This window comes from Bradyrhizobium sp. CCGE-LA001, from assembly GCF_000296215.2.
In the GTDB taxonomy this organism is placed as follows: Bacteria; Pseudomonadota; Alphaproteobacteria; order Rhizobiales; family Xanthobacteraceae; genus Bradyrhizobium.
In genome coordinates this window covers 3,602,158-3,622,572 of record NZ_CP013949.1, presented here as the reverse complement: position 1 = coordinate 3,622,572, position 20,415 = coordinate 3,602,158, and the positions used below count along the sequence as shown (strand labels likewise).

Annotated in this window: 15 protein-coding genes; 6 read left to right on the top strand and 9 right to left on the bottom strand. The window is 65.0% G+C overall.

The annotated features are described in order from the left end of the window. Nucleotides 1-134: 134 nt before the first annotated feature. Complete coding sequence (guaB, locus tag BCCGELA001_RS16585; protein WP_060735814.1) at nt 135-1,628, bottom strand: IMP dehydrogenase; 1,494 nt, start codon at nt 1,626-1,628, stop codon at nt 135-137. A 493-nt stretch (nt 1,629-2,121) separates the two neighbouring features. On the opposite strand from guaB, the gene BCCGELA001_RS16580 reads away from it, so the two are divergent. Both BCCGELA001_RS16580 and BCCGELA001_RS16575 read left to right on the top strand, forming a co-directional pair. Next, complete coding sequence (locus BCCGELA001_RS16580; RefSeq protein ID WP_060735813.1) at nt 2,122-3,612, top strand: MDR family MFS transporter; 1,491 nt, start codon at nt 2,122-2,124, stop codon at nt 3,610-3,612. A gap of 364 nt (nt 3,613-3,976) precedes the next feature. Continuing rightward, nucleotides 3,977-5,590, top strand: coding sequence for a calcium-binding protein (locus tag BCCGELA001_RS16575; RefSeq protein WP_158511623.1), 1,614 nt, complete (start codon nt 3,977-3,979; stop codon nt 5,588-5,590). 281 nt (nt 5,591-5,871) lie between these two features. On the opposite strand, the gene BCCGELA001_RS16570 is transcribed toward BCCGELA001_RS16575, so the two are convergent. Then, on the bottom strand, nt 5,872-6,564 hold the full coding sequence (locus BCCGELA001_RS16570; RefSeq protein WP_008552175.1) for an RlmE family RNA methyltransferase: 693 nt from the start codon (nt 6,562-6,564) through the stop codon (nt 5,872-5,874). Nucleotide 6,565: 1 nt separating this feature from the next. Continuing rightward, nucleotides 6,566-7,639, bottom strand: a complete 1,074-nt coding sequence (locus tag BCCGELA001_RS16565) for a Ppx/GppA phosphatase family protein (RefSeq protein WP_060735811.1) — start codon at nt 7,637-7,639, stop codon at nt 6,566-6,568. A 208-nt stretch (nt 7,640-7,847) separates the two neighbouring features. On the opposite strand from BCCGELA001_RS16565, the gene BCCGELA001_RS16560 reads away from it, so the two are divergent. Continuing rightward, a complete protein-coding gene (locus BCCGELA001_RS16560) occupies nt 7,848-10,220 on the top strand; it encodes a xanthine dehydrogenase family protein molybdopterin-binding subunit (RefSeq protein WP_060737688.1) in 2,373 nt (790 codons plus the stop codon). A 147-nt stretch (nt 10,221-10,367) separates the two neighbouring features. Here the strand turns inward: BCCGELA001_RS16560 and BCCGELA001_RS16555 are convergent, their stop codons facing one another. Next, entirely contained in the window at nt 10,368-11,168 is an 801-nt protein-coding gene (locus BCCGELA001_RS16555; RefSeq protein ID WP_008552200.1) for a hypothetical protein, read from the bottom strand. 107 nt (nt 11,169-11,275) lie between these two features. Between BCCGELA001_RS16555 and BCCGELA001_RS16550 the strand changes: the two genes are divergently transcribed. From BCCGELA001_RS16550 to BCCGELA001_RS16540, 3 genes are read left to right on the top strand one after another with little or no spacing between them, the layout of a single operon-like run. Beyond that, nucleotides 11,276-11,761 carry a YaiI/YqxD family protein gene (locus BCCGELA001_RS16550; RefSeq protein WP_008552202.1) on the top strand — a complete coding sequence of 162 codons (486 nt, stop codon included), beginning with the start codon at nt 11,276-11,278 and terminating at the stop codon, nt 11,759-11,761. An 8-nt stretch (nt 11,762-11,769) separates the two neighbouring features. Next, nucleotides 11,770-13,584, top strand: coding sequence for an ABC-F family ATP-binding cassette domain-containing protein (locus BCCGELA001_RS16545; protein ID WP_060735810.1), 1,815 nt, complete (start codon nt 11,770-11,772; stop codon nt 13,582-13,584). A 3-nt stretch (nt 13,585-13,587) separates the two neighbouring features. Further along, a complete protein-coding gene (locus BCCGELA001_RS16540; RefSeq protein ID WP_060735809.1) occupies nt 13,588-14,667 on the top strand; it encodes a D-TA family PLP-dependent enzyme in 1,080 nt (359 codons plus the stop codon). A 98-nt stretch (nt 14,668-14,765) separates the two neighbouring features. On the opposite strand, the gene BCCGELA001_RS16535 is transcribed toward BCCGELA001_RS16540, so the two are convergent. The 5 genes from BCCGELA001_RS16535 to mmsB form a co-directional block, all read right to left on the bottom strand. Beyond that, the gene (locus tag BCCGELA001_RS16535) at nt 14,766-15,953 is read right to left on the bottom strand and encodes a TIGR03862 family flavoprotein (RefSeq protein ID WP_060737687.1); all 1,188 of its coding nucleotides are present in this window, start codon (nt 15,951-15,953) and stop codon (nt 14,766-14,768) included. Nucleotides 15,954-16,160: 207 nt separating this feature from the next. After that, nucleotides 16,161-17,078: an SDR family NAD(P)-dependent oxidoreductase gene (locus tag BCCGELA001_RS16530; RefSeq protein WP_060735808.1), complete on the bottom strand. Its 918-nt coding sequence runs from the start codon at nt 17,076-17,078 to the stop codon at nt 16,161-16,163. 226 nt (nt 17,079-17,304) lie between these two features. Further along, nucleotides 17,305-17,784 (bottom strand): MaoC family dehydratase, encoded by a 480-nt coding sequence (locus BCCGELA001_RS16525; protein ID WP_060735807.1) that lies wholly within the window; start codon nt 17,782-17,784, stop codon nt 17,305-17,307. Beyond that, the gene (locus BCCGELA001_RS16520; protein WP_060737686.1) at nt 17,785-19,503 is read right to left on the bottom strand and encodes an AMP-binding protein; all 1,719 of its coding nucleotides are present in this window, start codon (nt 19,501-19,503) and stop codon (nt 17,785-17,787) included. Then, nucleotides 19,503-20,393 (bottom strand): 3-hydroxyisobutyrate dehydrogenase, encoded by an 891-nt coding sequence (gene mmsB / locus BCCGELA001_RS16515; protein WP_060735806.1) that lies wholly within the window; start codon nt 20,391-20,393, stop codon nt 19,503-19,505. Before mmsB ends, BCCGELA001_RS16520 begins: the two co-directional genes overlap by 1 nt. Between the last annotated feature and the right edge of the window lie 22 nt (nt 20,394-20,415).

Genomic DNA, 20,415 nt, shown 5'->3' with positions numbered 1-20,415 from the left:
ACTCCGAGAACGTTGTGATCAATCGACAGGCCGCGGCGTACTGGATGCCCCGCCTTCGCGGGGCATGACACCGAAACTGCGGCAAGCGCGCCGAGACCCATGCTCGCGCGCTGCCGAAGACGGGGCCGAGCGAACTAACCCCCGCCCGGATAGTTCGGCGCCTCGCGCGTGATGGTGACGTCGTGGACGTGGCTTTCGCGCAAGCCCGCGCCGGTGATGCGGACGAACTGCGCCTTGCTGTGCAGCTCCTTCATGTCGCGCGCGCCGACATAACCCATCGCGGCGCGAAGGCCGCCCGCGAGCTGGTGCATGACGTTGCCGACCGGGCCCTTGTACGGCACCTGGCCCTCGATGCCTTCAGGGACCAGCTTGAGCGTGTCCTTGATGTCCTGCTGGAAATAGCGATCGGCGGAGCCGCGCGCCATCGCGCCGACCGAGCCCATGCCGCGATAGGCCTTGTAGGAACGGCCCTGCCACAAGAACACTTCGCCAGGCGTCTCGTCGGTGCCGGCGAGCAGCGACCCGACCATGGCGATATCCGCGCCGGCGGCAAGCGCCTTGGCGAGGTCGCCGGAGAACTTGATGCCGCCGTCGGCGATGACGGGAACGTCGGCCTTCTTCGCCGCTTCCACCGCATCCATGATCGCGGTGAGTTGGGGAACGCCGACGCCGGCGACGATGCGCGTGGTGCAGATCGAGCCCGGCCCGATGCCGACCTTGATGCAATCTGCGCCGGAATCGATCAGCGCCTGCGCGCCTTCGGTGGTAGCGACGTTGCCGGCAACGACCTGCACCGAATTGGACAGGCGCTTGATGCGGTTCACCGCATGCAGCACGTGGCGGGAGTGGCCGTGTGCGGTGTCGACGACGACGAGATCGACGCCGGCATCAATCAGCCGCTCGGTGCGCTCGAAGCCGCTGTCACCCACCGTGGTGGCGGCGGCGACGCGGAGGCGCCCCTGCGCGTCCTTGCAGGCGAGCGGATGGGCGACCGCCTTCTCCATGTCCTTGACGGTGATGAGGCCGACGCAGCGATATTGATCGTCGACGACGAGCAGCTTCTCGATGCGATGCTGGTGCAGCATCCGCCGGGCCTCGTCCTGGCTGACATTCTCGCGCACCGTGACGAGGCCTTCATGCGTCATCAGCTCGGAGACTTTTTGCCGGCGGTCGGTGGCAAAGCGGACGTCGCGGTTGGTGAGGATGCCGACCAGCTTGCCGGGGATGTTCTTGCCGGCGCCGGTGACGACGGGAATGCCGGAGATGCCGTGATCGCTCATCAGCTTGAGCGCATCGTCGAGCGTGGCATCGGGGCTGATGGTGAGCGGGTTCACCACCATGCCCGACTCGTAGCGCTTGACCTGCCGGACCTGGGCGGCCTGCCCCTCGGGATCGAAATTGCGATGGATGACGCCGAGGCCGCCGGCCTGCGCCATGGCGATCGCCATGCGTGCCTCGGTGACGGTGTCCATGGCGGAGGCCATGATCGGGATGTTGAGCGGAATGGCGCGGGTGACGCGGGAGCGAATGTCGACCTCGCCCGGCATGACGTCCGACAGGCCCGGCTTCAACAGCACGTCGTCGAACGTGAAGGCCTCGCGAATGCCCTGAAGTTGCACCGTGGCCATCTGCCAACTCCTTCCTGCGGCCCTGCCGCAAATGCTTATGGATGAGCGCCGCCCTCGGCGTACCTTGCGGCAACGCCTTGAGAATCGGAGCCCATCGGTGGGGTTGACGCGGGTCGATAGCACGGCTGCGTGACGAATCAAAGCAATTCGGACCGCCGGCCAGCCATGCACAGGCTTTTTGAGTAAATTCAGCGTGGATGGCCGGTTCAACGTAGATGGCTGGGCGACCCCACCCACCTTCATTCCGGGGCGCGACGAAGTCGCGGGCCCGGAATCCATCCGGCAGCGGTCTCTGCGGCCCAATGGATTCCGGGCTCGCGCCAAGGGGCGCGCCCCGGAATGACGAGAGAATGTCGATGGGTCCGACCGCGGGAGGCACACCGTCGTCACGCAGGATTTAGGTGCCATGCGCCGATCCGCAATAGTCGTCGCCGGACGGCGGTGATAAGCCGCAAGTCCACCCGTCCTTTCCGATTTTCATTACCAATCCGTCATGGTCGACAAGCAACGCGTCATCCCGCTGATCGTGGCCACTGCGCTCTTCATGGAGAACATGGACTCCACGGTGATCGCCACCTCGCTGCCGGCGATCGCGGCCGATATCGGCACCAGCCCGCTGACGCTGAAGCTCGCGATCACCTCCTACCTGTTGTCGCTCGCGGTGTTCATCCCGGCGAGCGGCTGGACTGCCGACCGCTTCGGTGCGCGCATGGTGTTCGCGATCGCGGTCGGCGTGTTCATGGTCGGCTCAGTCGGCTGCGCGCTGTCGACGTCGGTTACCGATTTCGTGTTCGCGCGCATCCTGCAAGGCATGGGCGGGGCGATGATGACCCCGGTCGGGCGTCTCGTGCTGCTGCGCTCGGTCGACAAGAGCGCGCTGGTCAATGCGATGGCCTGGGTGACGGTCCCTGCCCTGATCGGTCCCGTGATCGGGCCACCGCTCGGCGGCTTCATCACCACCTACGCCTCCTGGCACTGGATCTTCCTGATCAACATCCCGATCGGGCTGCTCGGCATCTTCATGGCGCTGCGCTACATAGATCCCATCAAGAGCGAGACGCAGGAGCCGTTCGATCTCTACGGCATGGTGCTCGCGGGGATTGGGCTTGCCGGCATCGCATTCGGCCTGTCGGTGGCCGGGCTCAATTTGCTGCCCTGGAGCACGGTGGCCGCGCTGGTCGTGGGCGGCGCGATCTCGATGACGCTCTACGTCCTGCATGCGCGGCGCACGGGATCGCCGGTCCTGGACTTTTCGCTGCTGAAGCTGCCGACGCTGCGCGCGGCCGTGATCGGCGGCTTCCTGTTCCGGCTCGGCATCGGCGCGCTGCCCTTCCTGCTGCCGCTTCTGATGCAGATGGGTTTCGGCCTGTCGCCCTTCCATTCGGGTCTGGTGACCTTCGCCTCCTCGCTGGGCGCCATGGGCATGAAGACGCTGGCGGCGCGCCTGATCCGCACCTTCGGTTTCCGCAACCTCATGACGGTGAACGCGATCGTCAGCGCGTTCTTCCTCGGAATCTGTGCGCTGTTCACGGTGACGACGCCGCTGCTCATCATCATGGTGATCCTGGTGGTCGGCGGCTTCTTCCGCTCGCTTGAGTTCACCGCGATCAACACGGTGGCCTATGCCGAGGTCGAGACCGCGCAGATGAGCCGCGCCACCACCCTCGTCAGCGTCAACCAGCAGCTCGCAGTCTCGGCCGGCGTCGCCGTCGGCGCAGCCTGCGTCGAGACCACGATGTGGTTCAGCCAGGTCAATGAGCTCAATGCCACCGTGTTCGCGCCCGCTTTCGTCGTGGTCGCGCTGACCTCGGCGGCCTCGAGCTGGTTCTTCTGGCAGATGCCTGTTGATGCCGGCCACGAGATCTCCGGCCGCAAGGCGGTGGAGATCGCAAGCCGCAAGGGCGCGGGCAAGGGCGCCGAAAAGGCGGCGGTCAAGGCGGCGAGCGAGGATACGCAGGACGTGCGGGATCAGCGGCTGGGGTAGGCCTCTGCAGCGTTCGTAGACGGGCAAGCACAGGTTCCCTGCCGATGCGGGCTTTCGCGGGGCCCACTATTTGAATGCGCTCCTATTAAATTGGTTCAATTAATTTGGCTCGATTAAATTTGATTAGACATTAATACAACTTTTGATTTAATGCCGCCCGCCTGCAGAAGTTCGCGGTGCTGCGGCAACGGAAGCCTACCGAAGAATGATGCAGATCGGCGCCGATGAGGCCCGATGGCGCGCCGACACGCTGAACGCGTGAGGCGGCAGCGCGAGGCGCTTATCCGCAGTTGGGCGCGCTTCGCGGAAGTCAATCCGGGCGCCGCGTTATTGACTTCATTATATGATGTCCAAGGAGGAAAATATGGCGAATACCATTCAAACAAAAAGCCAAGCCGCTCAACAATTGCTTCGAACCGACGGAACTCTCGCAGCAGATTCTCGCCTGTTCGACTGGATCTCCCTCCTAGACCCCGTCAGCAGTTTGATCATCGGCAGCAGACGCGACGATGTCCTGAGCGCGCATGCCGAGGGCGACATTGTCTTGGGACTTGCCGGCAATGATCATTTGGACAGCGCATCGAACCGGACAGCGTTGTTCGGCGGCAGCGGCAACGACGATTTGACGACCAATGTCGTCGTGCTGCAGGGCGATACGCCCCGGCATGGACTCGCCATTCAGTTCGGCGGAACAGGCAATGACGACCTCAGCGCGACCGTTACTCTTCAAGGCGGGAACGCGCCTCAGAGCCCGGAACGGGTAGCGGATGTGCTGCTCGATGGCGGCAGCGGAGACGACACCATCAGTGCCACCGCAAATGTGGCGCTTCCTGTGCTCGCAGATGTAACGGTGAGGACCGATTTGTTCGGCGGAAGCGGCAACGATACCATTCACGCCGTTGCCGACGGTCGCAACACCGTCGGAAACAGTATCGCCTTGAATACCATCGACGGCGGCGCGGGCGATGACCGGGTCACCGCTCATGCCGAAACGGCATTCTTCGCGCTCCACGGCACAGCCAGCAACCTACTCTTCGGCGGAGCCGGCAACGATGAATTGAATGCACGCGCCGAGGGCGTTTCCAATCAGACCGATTTTGTCAGCAATGAGCTGCATGGGGGCCAGGGCGACGACGTCTTGCGCGCCTTCAACCTGACCGACTCCAATACCAGGACTCCGGTGGGTATCAACCAGCTCTGGGGCGATGACGGCAACGACACCCTTGAGGCGACCCACTCCACTGATGGGGAGAACGTCGTCACAGATGTCACGAATTATCTGGATGGCGGGAACGGCAATGACAGTCTGCTCGCAGACTCCACCGCGCTCGGCGGGTATGTTCACGCACTCAATCAGCTCGAGGGAGGTATTGGACGAGACAATCTGACGGCGCATCTCGACGCTGTAGCCCACGGTGGATTTGGTCTGGAGCAGGCTCTATACGATGTCGCGAATGTCCTGAATGGCGGCGCCGGAGATGACCAGCTCACTGCGTTTCTCTCAGCAACTCCTGATCCTACGGTGACAGACGATTCGATTGCCGAGAACCGTCTGAATGGCGGCGCTGGAAACGATGTTCTGGCCGCAACCGTTGCGCCAGGTTCACTCGGATCGAGCTTCCTTGCTGGCGGTACAGGCAATGATCAACTCACAGTGTTTGGTGGGTCGGGAAATATCCTCAATGGAGGCGATGGCAACGATACCCTCGTGAGCGGCATCGGAAACGATAGCATGTTTGGCGAATCCGGCGCGGATAGGTTCGTCTTCGCCGCCCAGAACGGGCATGACACGGCCATTTTTGAACAGGGCCAAGATAAGATCGATCTCATGGGCCTCGCGGGGAATGACATCCACGATTTTGACGACTTGAATATCGAGGTGACTGGGGGAGAGACCATCATCCACTTCGATGCAAATAACGACCTCACGATCGCAGGCGTTGTGAATCTGAGCGCGAATGATTTTCTGTTCGCCTAGCCGGCCCGGAGAGACCCACAAGACCTCTGTGAAGATGACCTACGCAAGGGCGCCTCGTGGAGAACCGCAGGTCTCTTCGGCTCCCGACCGACGGCACGCCAGGCGCGCCATCGATCTCCACGAGGGCGACAAGAGCTAAGGGAGAGGGATTGCTCATTCGCGACGTGGGCGGCACTGCGTACATCCGCGCCAGTGGCTGTTCGTCCGCCCGCTCTCAGGCCGAAGCGCGTTGCATCATGAGAGCGGCCGGCGCGATCGCTCTACCCTGATCGAAAGAGAACCTACGGCTGGCTCATGGCAGCGCCCCGAAACCCGGTCGCCAGCACATAGCGCTCCGAGGAATCCTGGCGGCTCGCGGCGGGCTTGACGTGCCGCACCGTCGCGAAGTCGCGCTTGAGCTGGGCCAGCAGCTCGGCGTCGGCGCCGCTCTGGAACGTCTTTGCCAGGAAACTGCCGCCGGGCTCGAGCACGTCGCAGGCGAACGCGGCCGCGGTCTCGACCAGGCCGACGATGCGAAGCTGGTCGGTCTTGCGATGGCCGGTGGTGTTGGCGGCCATATCGGACATCACGACGTCGGCCTTGCCGCCGAGCATCGCGGTCAGCTTCTCGGGAGCGTCATTGTCCATGAAGTCGAGCTGCGCGAAATCGACGCCGGGAATTTCCGGCATCTCCAGCAAGTCGATCGCGACGACCTTGCCCTTGCCTTCCGTGGAGCCGACGCGCTTGGCCGCGATCTGGCTCCAGCCGCCGGGCGCCGCGCCGAGGTCGACCACGGCCATGCCCGGTTTCAGCAGACGAAACTTGTCGTCGATCTCCAGCAGCTTGAACGCCGCGCGCGAGCGATAGCCGGCCGCCTTGGCCTTGGCGACATAGGGATCGTTGAGCTGCCGCTCCAGCCACAGCTTCGACGAGAGCTTGCGCTTGCCGCCGGTCTTGACCTGGACGTGCAAGCGGCCGGTGGTGTCCTTGGCCATCTCACCAGCTCCTGAGCGCGCCGTCCTCGCGCATCATCTCGACCAGCATGCCCTCGCGCAGGCCCCGATCGGCGACGCGCAGCCGCGGCAGCGGGAAGGCATGCCTGATGGCATCGAGGATGGCGCAGCCGGCCAGCACGAGATCGGCGCGCTCGACGCTGATGCAATTGTTGGCCGCGCGCTCCACGTAGCTCATGCCGAGCAGCTTGTTGATGGTTGCGGTGACGTCGGCATCGTTCATCCAGATGCTGTCGATACGGCGGCGGTCGTAGCGCGCGAGGTTGAGATGGATGCCGGCGAGCGTCGTCACCGTGCCCGACGTGCCCAGCAGGTGCATGTCGGCGAGGTCGCGGCCGTGCTCCGCCGCAAACGGCGCGACGTGATTGGCGACCTCGCGCTCCATCGCGGCATAGATCTCCGGGGTGACGTCGCGGCCGCCGAACTGCTCGGCGAGCGTGACCACGCCGAACGGGATCGACATCCAGGCCCGGATCCGCGGCTCGGGATTTTCCGGATCGCGCTCGATCCGCACCAGCTCGGTCGAGCCGCCGCCGATGTCGAACAGGATCGCCCCCCTGCCCCTGGGATCGACCAGCGGCGAGCAACCGAGCACGGCGAGCGCCGCCTCGGTCTCGCGGTCGATCACCTCGAGCTCGATGCCGGTCTCGGCCGCGACGCGGCTGCGGAAACCTTCCGCATTCGACGCTGCGCGGCAAGCTTCGGTCGCGATCAGCCGGAGCCGGCGCGCCTTGCGCAGATTGATCTTGTCGCGGCAGATGCTGAGCGCGGCGATGGCACGCTCGATCGCGGCCTCGCTGATGCAGCCCGTGGCCGAGACGCCCTCGCCGAGCCGGATGATGCGCGAGAAGGAATCGACCACGCGAAAGCCGTCCTGGGTCGGACAGGCGATCAGCAGTCTGCAATTGTTGGTGCCGAGGTCCAGCGCCGCATAGACGCCGGTTCCCGGCGCCTGCACGGGGACGGCCGGCCCAGTGGCCAACGCCACCGCGGCCATCGACCTCTCCAGCTCACCGTGCAGCCCGTGGCCGTCGCGGAGCCGCGTGTGGTCATTCATACAAACTGTCTTTCCGCGGCCCAATGGGCCGATCTGGAATTGCTTTTTCGCCTGAAACATTAGCAGCGCGGTCGGCCTGCGCAACAACGCATCACATGGGACCATGCCCATTCGTGCGTTGTCGTGAACGGGGTGGTGGGTTATCTCAAGGAGACCGGTCCCCCGCTGCCGCGAAAATGCGCAAATGCCGGCTTTTCAGGTCATTCCCATGCAAGAACACACCAAATCGTCCACGCTCGAAAACGCTATTGCACTGCAAAAATATGGCGTCGGGCAGCCCGTCCGCCGCAAGGAGGACGACACGCTGGTTCGCGGCAAGGGCCGCTATACCGATGATTTCAACCTGCCGGGCCAAGCCTATGCCGTGGTCGTCCGTTCCACCCATGCCCATGGCATCATCCGCGGCATCGGCATCGATACCGCCAAGGCGATGCCAGGCGTGCTGGGTGTGTGGACCGGCAAGGATCTCGATGCCGCCGGCTACGGCCCCTTCACCTGTGGCCTGCCGCTGAAGAGCCGCGACGGCTCGCCCCTGCTCCAGACCAACCGCCAGCCGCTGGCGACCGACAAGGTCCGCTTCGTCGGCGATCCCGTCGCCTTCGTGGTGGCCGAGACGCTGGCTCAGGCGCGCGATGCGGCTGAAGCGGTCGAACTCGACATCGAGCCGCTGCCGGCGGTGACGGACCCCGAGGAAGCCGCCAGGCCCGGCGCGCCGCAGCTCTATGACCATATCCCGAACAATGTCGCGCTCGATTATCACTATGGCGACATGGACAAGGTCAACGCCGCCTTCGCCAGCGCTGCCCATGTCACCAAGATCGATATCGAGAACACGCGCGTCGCGGTGGTCTCGATGGAGCCGCGCGTCGGGCTCGCCTCCTACGACAAGAAGGCCGAACGCTACACGCTTCAGGTGCCGACCCAGGGCGTTGCCGGCAACCGCGCCAATCTCGCCAAGAACCTGAAAGTGCCGAACGAGAAGGTGCGCATCCTCACCGCCAATGTCGGCGGCTCCTTCGGAATGAAGAACATCAACTATCCCGAATATATGTGCATCCTGTATGCGGCGAAGGCGCTCGGCCGTCCCGTGAAGTGGCTGGACGAACGCTCCACCAGCTTCCTCTCCGACAGCCACGGCCGCGCGCAGAAGATCCACGGCGAGCTGGCGCTCGATGCCGAGGGTCATTTCCTCGCGGCCAAGCTCGAAGGCTACGGCAATCTCGGCGCCTACATCACCGGCGTTGCGCCCGGCCCACTCTCGCTCAACACCGGCAAGAATTTTTCCAGTGTCTATCGTACGCCGCTGATGGGCGTCGACATCAAGGTGGTGCTGACCAACACCACGCTGATGGGCGCCTATCGCGGCGCCGGCCGGCCCGAAGCGAACTATTACATGGAGCGGCTGATCGACCGCGCCGCCGACGAGATGGGCATCAACCGGCTGACCTTGCGCAAGCGCAACTTCATCAAGCCGAACCAGATCCCGTTCCAGGCGTCCTCCGGCGTCACCTATGACAGCGGTGACTTCCAGGCGGTGTTCAACAAGGCACTGGAGATCTCCGACCACGAGAATTTCGCCAAGCGCAAGAAGGAGAGCAAGAAGGCCGGCAAGCTGCGCGGCATTGCGGTCGGCTCCTATCTCGAGGTCACGGCACCGCCGAGCCCCGAGCTCGGCAAGATCGTGTTCGACTCTGACGGCACGGTGCAGCTCGTCACCGGCACGCTCGATTACGGCCAGGGTCATGCAACGCCATTCGCGCAGGTGCTGTGCGAGCAGCTCGGCGTCCCCTTCGAGAGCGTGAAGCTCGTGCAGGGCGACAGCGACATCGTGCACACCGGCAACGGCACCGGCGGCTCGCGTTCGATCACCGCGAGCGGCCAGGCCATCGTGGGGGCTGCAAAGCTCGTCATCGAGAAGGGCAAGCGGGTTGCGGCGCATCTGCTGGAAGCGTCGGAGGCCGACATCGAGTTCGAAGGCGGCAGCTTCACGATCGCCGGCACCGATCGCAGCATCGACATCATGGAGCTCGCCAGGAAGCTGCATGACGGCAAGGTGCCTGACGGCGTGCCCGATAGCCTCGATGTCGACCACACCAGCGAGCCGGTCGCCTCGGCATTCCCGAACGGCTGCCACGTCGCCGAGGTCGAGATCGACCCGGAGACTGGCGTGGTGCAGATCGTTCGCTACAGCGCGGTGAACGATTTCGGCACGGTGATCAACCCGCTGTTGGTCGAAGGCCAGCTCCATGGCGGCGTCGTCCAGGGCATCGGCCAGGCGCTGATGGAGCACATCCGCTACGACGAGAGCGGCCAGCCGATCACGGGCTCGCTGATGGACTATGCCCTGCCCCGCGCCGAGGACGTGCCGAACATGACTGTCGGCGATCACCCGGTGCCGGCGACCACCAATCCGCTTGGCAGCAAGGGCTGCGGCGAAGCCGGCTGCGCCGGCAGCCTGTCGACGGTCGTGAACGCGGTGCTGGACGCGCTCTCCGACTACGGCATCAAGCACATCGACATGCCGCTGACCCCGGAGCGGGTTTGGCGCGCGATCCAGGAGGCGAAGGCGAAGGCGGCGTAGACGCGCGCTCCCCAGCTTCCGCTGTCATCGCCCGCGAAGGCGGGCGATCCAGTATTCCAGAGACAGCGCGGTAGAACCGAGACGATGCGGCGTGCTGGATTCCCCGCCTTCGCGGGGAATGACAGTCAATGCGAGGAATCACCAGCCCTAAGCTGCCGCCTGTTCGCGCGGCTGATAGATCGCGGTGTGCTGGCAATGCGCCAGCGGCGTCGTACCGTTGGCGACGACGAGAGCGTCGAGCTCGACGAAGCGGTGGCCTTTCTTCTCGTAGTTCGCGGTGACCTTCGCCCGCGCGGTGATCTCGTCGCCAGTGCGCGCGGCTGACAGCAGCTGCATGCGGCTGCCGACGTGAATCCACGGACCCAGGATGGTGTTGTCCACCAGTACGCGGTTCATGACGCGCTGGATCAGGCCGGGATGGCCGAGCCCCTCACGGGCGAAGATCGGGTCGGCCTCCCTGACATCCGCGAGATAGTCGGCCGCATCCTGTCCCGCCCAGCGGCGCGGCGTCGTCCCGAGCCACTTGCCGGTCTCGAACGTTGCAGGGCTGACCGGTTTGCGCTCGGCGACAGCGGGCACCTCGACATAGTCGCTCAATGCGACCGCAGGTGCGGCGGCCGGCAGCGCGGCCGTGCCCGTGGCGCACAGCTCAGTGCGGCTGAACACCTCGATCGTGAGCAGCTCGTTGTGTTCGGTGGCGTCGACATCGGCGGTCTCGCCATCATACACCGGCTTGATGAAGCGGGCCTCGACCAGCCCGCGGCGGAGGAAATCGCGGCCCCAGCGGGCAATCGGCACGTGCATCATGTAGGCGAAGACATCGACGCCCGGGACGAGCCCGCCGGAAAAGCCGAAGCGGCGCGCCACATTGTCGTCATGCATCTTGTTTTCGGATTGCTTGGCGGTGTTGTAGGCCTCGACGCGGTAGGTTTCGAGCCGGTTCGGCATGACGGGCGTTCCCTCGAATTCTTGTTGGTTGAGGGCCGATCGTAGAGCCCTGGGAACACCGGTCAATCCCCTCGCCTTTGCGGCCCGAATGGGGTACCACGCGGCGAATGAATGACACCCCCACCCGCATCTATGTCGACGCCGACGCCTGTCCGGTGAAGGACGAGATTTACCGCGTCGCGCTCCGGCATGGCGTGCCCGTGAGCGTCGTCGCCGGCAATTTCATCCGCGTGCCGCAGGATCCGCTGATCGAGCGCATCGCTGCCGGCGCCGGCATGGACGCCGCCGACGACTGGATCGCCGAGCGTGCCCGGCACGGCGACGTCGTCGTGACATCGGACATTCCGCTGGCGAGCCGCTGCGTCAAGGCCGGCGCGGACGTGATCGCGCCGAACGGAAAGCCGTTCACGGAAGAATCGATCGGGATGACGCTGGCGGTGCGAAATCTCATGACGGATTTGCGCTCGGCCGGCGAAGTCACTGGTGGTCCACGCTCGTTCGCGCCCCGCGATCGCTCCGCCTTCCTTTCGGCGCTCGACCAGACGCTGCGCCGGATCCAGCGCCGCCGTGCCGATCAGGCCGCAACGAGCTAAGGCTGACCATGGCGCCGCCGCTGATCCAACTGAAAGATATCAGGCTGACCTTTGGTGGCACGCCGCTGCTGTCGGGCGTCGAGCTCAACGTCGCGCCAAGCGAGCGCGTCTGCCTGATCGGCCGCAACGGTTCGGGCAAGTCGACGCTGCTGAGGATCGCGGCCGGCCTGGTCGAGCCCGATGGCGGCACGCGCTTCGTGCAGCCCGGCGCCACGGTCCGCTACCTCCCGCAGGAGCCGGATTTTGGCGAGCACAAGACGACGCTCGCCTATGTCGAGGCCGGGCTCGCGCCCGGTGACGACCCATACCAGGCGCGCTACCTGGTCGAGCAGCTCGGCCTCACCGGCAACGAGAATCCGGCCAACGTATCCGGCGGCGAGGCCCGTCGTGCCGCGCTCGCCCGCGTGCTGGCGCCCTCGCCGGACATCTTGCTGCTGGACGAGCCGACCAACCATCTCGATCTCTCCACCATCGAGTGGCTCGAAAAGGAGCTCGACAGCCGCCGCAGCGCGCTGGTGCTGATCAGCCACGACCGCCGCTTCCTCACCAATCTGTCGCGTTCGACCGCCTGGCTCGATCGCGGCCGGATCAAGCAGATCGACCGCGGCTTTGCCTCCTTCGAGAGCTGGCGCGACGAGGTGCTGGCGGAGGAAGAGCGTGACCAGCACAAGCTCGACCGCAAGATCGTGGACGAGGAGCACTGGCTGCGTCACGGCGTCTCCGGCCGGCGCAAGCGCAACGTCAAGCGGCTCGCCAATCTGCATGCGCTGCGCGACCAGCGCCGCAACCATCGCGGCACCGCTGGCACCGCCAGTCTCGCCGCGGCCGAGGCCGAGCAATCCGGCAAGCTCGTGATCGAGGCGAAGGGCATCAACAAGGCCTATGGCGATCGTAAGATCGTCGAGAATTTCTCCACCCGCATCCAGCGTGGCGATCGGCTCGGCATCATCGGCCCCAACGGCGCCGGCAAGACCACGCTGGTCAATCTGCTCACCGGCGGCATGCAGCCGGACACCGGCACCGTCCGGCTCGGGGCCAATCTGGAGATCGCGACCCTCGACCAGCACCGTGAAAGCCTCGATCCCAAATCGACGCTGGCCGAAGCCCTAACCGGCGGCCGTGGCGACCAGATCATGGTCGGCGGCAAGCCGAAGCATGTCGTGGGCTACATGAAGGACTTCCTGTTCGCGCAGGAGCAGCGCGGCACGCCGGTAGAAGTGCTGTCGGGCGGCGAGCGTGGCCGGCTGATGCTGGCACGCGCGCTGGCGAAACCTTCGAACCTGCTGGTGCTGGACGAGCCGACCAACGATCTCGATCTCGAAACGCTCGACGTGCTCGAGGAGATGCTCGGCGACTACGAGGGCACGGTCATCCTGATCAGCCACGACCGCGACTTCCTCGACCGCGTCGTCACCTCCGTGATCGCACCTGAGGGCAACGGCAAATGGATCGAATATGCCGGCGGCTATAGCGACATGCTGGCACAGCGCGGCGCCGACCTGAAGCGCGAGACGGCGAAGGCGCAAGCCCCGGCCGAAAAGAAAGAGGAGCGCTCCGCCGCTCCGGCCGCATCAGTGCCGAAGCGGAAGCTGAGCTTCAACGAGAAGCACGCGCTGGAAACTCTGCCGAAGAAGATGGAAACGCTGCAAGCCGACATCGCCAGGCTACAGCGCGTGCTCGACGATCCCAATCTCTACACCAAGGATCGCAAGAAATTCGACGAGACCTCGGCCGCCATCGCCAAGGCGCACGAAGAACTGTCCGCCGCTGAAGAGCGCTGGCTCGAACTGGAAATGCTTCGCGAAGAAATAGAGCAGGCTTAAAAAATGACCACTCCCCTCGCCGCCAAGATCGCCCGCGAATATGGAACGCCCTGTGCCGTCATCGACATGGATCGGGTCGAGCGCAACATCGCGCGGATCCAGAAGGCCTGCGACGACGCCGGCGTCTCCAACAGGCCCCACATCAAGACGCACAAGAACCCGACCATAGCCAAGATGCAGGTCGCCGCGGGCGCGAAGGGCATCACGTGCCAGAAGCTCGGCGAAGCCGAGATCATGGCCAATGCCGGCATCGACGACATCCTGATCAGCTTCAATCTGCTCGGCGAGGAGAAGATGGCCCGGCTCGGCGCGCTCCAGGCGAAGGCCAACATGACGGTCGCCGCCGACAATTCGACCGTCGTCGCAGGGCTGCCCAAGGCGGCCGCCGCATCGGGGCGTCCGCTCTCGGTCGTGGTCGAGTGCGACACGGGGCGCAAGCGCGCGGGCGTCGAGACGCCGGCCGAAGCGATCGCGCTGGCGCGCGAGATCGCCGGGTCCAAGGGACTCGAATTCGCGGGCTTCATGATGTACCCGACCGAGACCGGCTGGGCAGACGCGCAGAAGTTCTATGACGAGGCACTGGCGGGCGTACGCGCGCACGGCCTCGATGCAAAGATCGTCTCCACCGGCGGCACGCCGAACCTGAAGAATCTTGGCAAGCTCAAGGGCGGCACCGAGCATCGCTTCGGAACGTATATCTATAACGACCGCATGCAGGTCGCCGCCGGCGTCGCCACCTGGGACGATTGCGCGCTGCACATCTATTCGACGGTGGTGAGCCGCGCCGCGCCCGAGCGCGGCATCCTCGACGCCGGCTCGAAGACGCTGACCTCGGACACCGGTGGGCTCGAGGGTCACGGCCTAATTCTCGAGCATCCCGAGGCCAGAATCGCTAAATTCGCCGAGGAGCACGGCTTCCTCGACCTCTCCCGCAGCAACACGCGGCCGAATGTCGGCGATATCGTCCGCATCGTGCCCAACCACGTCTGCGTCGTCGTCAACATGATGGACGAGGTGGTGATGGTGCGCGGCGAGGAGATCATCGGCACGCTGCCGGTCGCGGCGCGGGGCAAGCTCAGGTAGGGGCAGGCCACCGTAGGGTGGCAAAGCGAAGCGTGCCCACGAGTTCTCGCCGTAATTGCGAAAGATGGTGGGCACGGCGCTTCGCGCCTTTGCCCACCCTACGATTTCTGCGATTGGGCGAGCCACTCCAGCAGGCCCCTGCCCGCGGCAGCGCCCGTCGCAAACGACGCCTGCAGCAGATAGCCGCCGGTCGGCGCCTCCCAGTCCAGCATCTCGCCGGCGGCGAATACGCCCGGCAGCTTGCGGATCATATAATGCGTATCGAGTTCGTCGAACGAGATGCCTCCGGCACTCGAGATCGCGCGCGCGATAGGCGCCACGCCCGTGAGCTTGATCGGTACGCTATTGATGAGCTCGGCCAATCGCTCCGGCGACATCGCCGATAGCGACTGACCTGCGCTGATCGCGGCTTCCTGAAGCAGGCCAACTGCGACGGGCGAAAGCTGCGCTGCCTTCCGAAGGAAATTCGAGAATGACTGTTTGCCGCGCGATGCGGACAGGCGCCTGACCAGTTCGACCTGATCGACGTCCGGACGGAGGGCGATCTGCAGCACCGCCTCGCCCTTCGCGCCAACCGCCTCGCGCAGTTCGGCCGAAAGGGCATAGATCGCACCTCCCTCGATCCCGGCTTGCGTGACGATCGCTTCGCCGCGAAGGCTGTGCGGGCCGAAGCTCAGCGCAATCGCCTTGAGCGGCTGGCCCTCGAAACGCGCGCGGAAGACATCCGACCAGCTAACCGTGAAGCCGCAATTCGCCGGACGCAGCGGGGAGATCGCGATGCCCTTGTCGGCGAGGATTGTCGTCCAATGGCCGTCCGATCCCAAGCGCGGCCAGCTTGCACCGCCCAGCGCCAGCACGGTGGCGTCCGCGGCGACGGCAAGCATGCCGTCGAGCGTCTGAAACCGCAGCCGCCCCTCGCCGTCCCAACCGATCCAGCGATGACGAAATGCGAACCGCACGCCGCTGGCATCGAGCCGCCGCAGCCAGGCGCGCAGCAAGGGCGAGGCCTTGAATGCCTTCGGAAACACGCGGCCGCTGGTGCCGACGAAGGTCGGCTCGCCCAGCGCCTCGCTCCAGGCGCGCAGCGCATCCGGCGGAAGCGGCTCGATCGCCGCTCGCAGCTTCGGCGCCGCCTCGCGATAGCGCGCCATGAACTGGACGAGCGGTTCGCTGTGGGTGAGATTGAGCCCGCCGCGCCCCGCCATCAGGAACTTGCGGCCCGCGGACGGCATCGCGTCGTAGACGGTGACGCGGGCGCCGCCCTGCGCCAGCACCTCCGCCGCCATCAGCCCGGCGGGTCCGGCGCCGATGACGGCGATTTGTGAGTCCGTTTTGGTCATAGCGGGAGTTTAGGCCAAGATCGGCGGCTTATAACAGGTCGTCATGCCCGGGCTTGTCCCGGCATTCACGAGAGCCACGCGCGAGGTGCTCAAGAACGTGGATGGCCGGATCAAGCCCGGCCATGACGGCTGAGAGTGCCCTTATGCTCTCGCTTACAGCTTGATCCCAGCTCGCGCCGCGGCTTGAGCCACGTATTTCTGCGTCTGCTCGAACGCACCTGTCAGCGCCTTGGCCTTCGACATGTCGCTGATCTCGGCGAAGTGCGCGGCGACCGCGTCCGGGGTCCATTCGGACTCCGGCAGGTTGATGCCTTCGCTCTCCAAAATCTTGATCACGGCGAAAGAGCCGGCGCCGGCTCCCATGATGGTGCGGGTCGGCGCGTCCTCGCTCAGCATGTACTCGACTGCCGGCGTGATGGCGTTCGGCTTCATCAGCTGTAGCGCCTGCGGCGGCAGCAGCTCTTCGGTCATGCGGGTCGCCGCCGTCGGCGAGATGATGTTGACGCGGATATCGTTCTTGCGGCCTTCCTCGGCCAGCACGTTCATCAAGCCGACCATGCCCGACTTCGCCGCGCCGTAATTGGCCTGGCCGAAATTGCCGTAGAGGCCGGAGGACGAGGTGGTCAGCACGATGCGGCCGTAATTGCGGTCGCGCATGCCGGCCCAGGCCGCCTTGCAGCAATAGAAGGTGCCGACGAGGTGCACGTCGAGCACCTTCTGGAAATCGGCGGCTTCCATCTTGCCGAATGATTTGTCGCGCAGGATGCCGGCATTGGCACACAAGAGATCGACGCTGCCCCATTCCTTGGTGGCGCGCTCGACCATGGCGGTGACCTGCTCGAAATTCGAGACGTCGGCGCCGTCGGCCATCGCGGTGCCGCCGGCCTTGCGGATCTCCTCGACCACCGCTTCCGCCGGCGACAAGGAGCCGCCAGTGCCGTCACGCGCGCCGCCGAAATCGTTGACGACGACCTTGGCGCCGCGGCTGGCCAATCCCAGCGCATGCGCCTTGCCGAGACCATTGCCCGCGCCGGTAACGATGGCGACGCGTCCGTCGAACCTGATTGCCATTGTGCAGTTCCTGCTTCTTCTTCCTTCTCCCCTTGTGGGAGAAGGTGGCGCGAAGCGCCGGATGAGGGGTTGTCTTTACAAGCGAGTCCGCGGAGAGAGACCCCTCACCCGGCTTCGCTCCGCGAAGCCACCCTCTCCCACAAGGGGAGAGGGCGAAAACGCGCGATTTGACAGCTTTTTGAGCAGCGATGGGTTGCCGGGTCAAGCCCGGCAACAACGGCGGAGTCTACGCGAAATAGATCAAACCCAGCCATTCCGCGACCAGCGCGGGCTTGTCCTCGCCTTCGATCTCGACGGTGACATTGGTGCGGGACTGCAATTCGTTCGGCTTGCGCAGCTTGGCTTCGGCCAGCGCGAAGCGGCCGCGCACGCGCTTGCCGGAGCGGACCGGCGAGATGAAGCGCAGCTTGTCGAAGCCGTAGTTCACACCCATCGTGGTGCCCGCGATCACGGGCATCACCTCGTAGGACATGATCGACATCAGCGACATCGTGAGGAAGCCGTGCGCGATGGTGGTGCCGAACGCGGTCTCCTTTTTCGCCCGTTCCGGATCGACGTGGATGAACTGGTGATCCTCGATCACGTCGGCATAAGTATCGATGCGGGGCTGGTCAATCAGGTGCCACGACGACACGCCGATCTCCTTGCCGACCATGGCCTGATAGGCATCGAGCGTGATCGGCGGCTTCTTCCAGACTTCGTTCACTTAGGCCTCACCTCGTGTCTTCGCCAGCTCCGGGAAATCCTCCTCACGGAATTCCCGGCCGCGCAGCGGATCATTGCGATCATCGTCGCGTTCCAGCCTGCGTAGCTGAACGCGGCGGATCTTTCCAGAAATCGTCTTCGGCAGCTCCGTGACGATTTCGAGGCGGCGGATGCGCTTGAACGGCGCAAGGCGCGTGTGCAGGTGCTTGAAGATGGAGAGAGCGGTCTCCGGCGAGCGCTCCGCACCTGAGGTCAGCAGCACGAAGGCCTTGGGAATGGCGAGCCGGATCGGATCGGGGCTCGGCACCACCGCGGCTTCCGCTACCAGCTCATGCTCGAGCAGCACGCTCTCCAGCTCGAAAGGGCTGATGCGGTAGTCGGAGGATTTGAACACGTCGTCGGAACGGCCGACGAAGGTGAGATAGCCGTCCTCGTCCGCGAACACGACGTCGCCGCTGCGATAGAGCTGGCCTTCCGCACCGGAGAGCTTGCCGTCATCGCCCTGATAGCCTTGCATCAAACCGGCGGGACGATCGGCGCCCAGCAACAATGCCACCTCGCCTTCCCTAACCGGATGGCCGTCGGCATCGCTGACCTGCACGCGATAGCCCGGCAGCGGCCGCCCCATCGAGCCGACCTTGATCGGCTGGCCCGGTGAGTTGCCTGCAAGCGCGGTGGTCTCGGTCTGGCCGTAGCCGTCACGAATGGTCAGGTCCCACGCGGCCTGCACCTGGTCGATCACTTCGGGATTGAGCGGCTCGCCGGCGCCGCAGACCTCGCGAAGCGCGACCTTGAACGAGGCCAGGTTCTCCTGGATGAACAACCGCCACACCGTCGGCGGCGCGCACAGCGTGGTGACGCCGCAACGGCCGATGGTAGTGAGCAGAGCTTTTGCGTCGAAGCGCGGCTGGTTGACCACGAACACAGTCGCCCCTGCATTCCACGGAGCAAAAAAACAGCTCCAGGCGTGCTTGGCCCAGCCGGGCGACGAGATGTTGAGATGGACGTCACCGGGCTGCAGCCCGATCCAGTACATGGTTGAGAGATGACCGACCGGGTAGCTGCGCTGGCTGTGCCGAACCAGCTTTGGTTTCGCCGTCGTGCCCGAGGTGAAATAGAGCAGCATCGGGTCATCGGCGTTGGTCGGACCGTCGGCTGAAAAACTGTCCGAGGCGTTCGCCGCCTCGTCATAGGACAGCCAGCCATCGGATGCCGTGCCGACCACGATGCGAGCGATGTTCTCGGCGCCAAGGCTGGCGAATTTCGCGACCTGGTCCTCGGCCGCCACCACCGCCTTCGCCCTGCCGCGACCGAGCCGGTCGCGAAGTTCTTCGGCGGTCAGCAGCGTCGTCGCGGGGATCACGACAACGCCAAGCTTCATCGCCGCCAGCATCGTCTCCCATAGCGGAACCACATTGCCGAGGAGCAGCAGAAGGTGATCGCCGCGATTCAAGCCCTGCGCGCGCAGGAAGTTGGCGATCTGGTTCGAACGCTTCGAGAGTGCCGCGAAAGACAGCTTGGTCTGCTTGTCCTGGGCAGCATCGACGATCCAGAGCGCGGGGCGATCCTTGCTGTCCGCATTCGCCGCCAGCTCGGCGTCGAACCAGTCGAGCGCCCAGTTGAAGGGAACCGGATCGGGCCAGCGAAAACCTTCGACCGCTGTCTCGTAATCCGTGCGGTGCTTTAGCAGAAACGCGCGCGCTTCCTGGAATGTCGTCATCAAGCTTTCCCGGCTAGACTCCTAACGTGCTTGATAATTCCGGAAAAATCCACCCCGCCCTGGCCTGCTGCGTCGAAAGACTGATAGATCTCCTGCGCATGCTTGCCGAGCGGCGTTGCCGCGCCCGCAGCCTTGGCCGCGTCCTGCGCCAGGGTCAGATCCTTCACCATCAGGGCCGAGGCAAAGCCCGGCTTGTAATCGTTATTGGCCGGCGAGGTCGGCACCGGACCCGGAACCGGACAATAGGTCGTCAGCGACCAGCACTGGCCCGACGAGGTCGAGGCGACGTCGAACAGCGCCTGATGTGAGAGTCCGAGCTTCTCACCGAGTGCAAAGGCCTCGCTCACCGCGATCATGGAAATGCCGAGGATCATGTTGTTGCAGATCTTGGCCGCCTGCCCCGCGCCGCCGCCGCCGCAATGGACGATCTTCTTGCCCATCTTCTCCAGCACGGGCTTGGCCGCCGCGAACGCACTCTCCTCGCCGCCGCACATGAAGGTCAGCGTTGCGCCCTTGGCGCCACCGGTGCCGCCGGAGACCGGCGCGTCGACCGAGAGCACGCCGTGCTTGGCGGCGAGCGCATGGGCCTGACGCGCGCTTTCGACGTCGATGGTGGAGCTATCGATGATCAGCGCGCCCTTGGTCATGGCGGGAACGACCTCGCTCCAGACGCCGAGCACGTGCTTGCCGGCCGGCAGCATGGTGACGACGACATCGGCGCCCTTCACTGCGCCCGCGGCGCTGTCGGCGATGCCGGCGCCATCGGCCTTGGCTTGCGCGCGCGAAGCCTCGACCAGGTCGAAGGCGACGACCTTATGGCCGGCCTTGACGAGATTAGCCGCCATCGGGCCGCCCATATTGCCGAGACCGATGAATGCGATCGTGGCCATTATCGTTTCCTCCGCTGTCGCG

What these genes read in the sequence shown, in the direction of transcription:
- guaB (WP_060735814.1), bottom strand. Translation starts at nt 1,628, where the DNA reads ATGGCCACGGTGCAACTTCAGGGCATTCGCGAGGCCTTCACGTTCGAC.
- BCCGELA001_RS16580 (WP_060735813.1), top strand. Translation starts at nt 2,122, where the DNA reads ATGGTCGACAAGCAACGCGTCATCCCGCTGATCGTGGCCACTGCGCTC.
- BCCGELA001_RS16575 (WP_158511623.1), top strand. Translation starts at nt 3,977, where the DNA reads ATGGCGAATACCATTCAAACAAAAAGCCAAGCCGCTCAACAATTGCTT.
- BCCGELA001_RS16570 (WP_008552175.1), bottom strand. Translation starts at nt 6,564, where the DNA reads ATGGCCAAGGACACCACCGGCCGCTTGCACGTCCAGGTCAAGACCGGC.
- BCCGELA001_RS16565 (WP_060735811.1), bottom strand. Translation starts at nt 7,639, where the DNA reads ATGAATGACCACACGCGGCTCCGCGACGGCCACGGGCTGCACGGTGAG.
- BCCGELA001_RS16560 (WP_060737688.1), top strand. Translation starts at nt 7,848, where the DNA reads ATGCAAGAACACACCAAATCGTCCACGCTCGAAAACGCTATTGCACTG.
- BCCGELA001_RS16555 (WP_008552200.1), bottom strand. Translation starts at nt 11,168, where the DNA reads ATGCCGAACCGGCTCGAAACCTACCGCGTCGAGGCCTACAACACCGCC.
- BCCGELA001_RS16550 (WP_008552202.1), top strand. Translation starts at nt 11,276, where the DNA reads ATGAATGACACCCCCACCCGCATCTATGTCGACGCCGACGCCTGTCCG.
- BCCGELA001_RS16545 (WP_060735810.1), top strand. Translation starts at nt 11,770, where the DNA reads ATGGCGCCGCCGCTGATCCAACTGAAAGATATCAGGCTGACCTTTGGT.
- BCCGELA001_RS16540 (WP_060735809.1), top strand. Translation starts at nt 13,588, where the DNA reads ATGACCACTCCCCTCGCCGCCAAGATCGCCCGCGAATATGGAACGCCC.
- BCCGELA001_RS16535 (WP_060737687.1), bottom strand. Translation starts at nt 15,953, where the DNA reads ATGGCGGCGGAGGTGCTGGCGCAGGGCGGCGCCCGCGTCACCGTCTAC.
- BCCGELA001_RS16530 (WP_060735808.1), bottom strand. Translation starts at nt 17,078, where the DNA reads ATGGCAATCAGGTTCGACGGACGCGTCGCCATCGTTACCGGCGCGGGC.
- BCCGELA001_RS16520 (WP_060737686.1), bottom strand. Translation starts at nt 19,503, where the DNA reads ATGACGACATTCCAGGAAGCGCGCGCGTTTCTGCTAAAGCACCGCACG.
- mmsB (WP_060735806.1), bottom strand. Translation starts at nt 20,393, where the DNA reads ATGGCCACGATCGCATTCATCGGTCTCGGCAATATGGGCGGCCCGATG.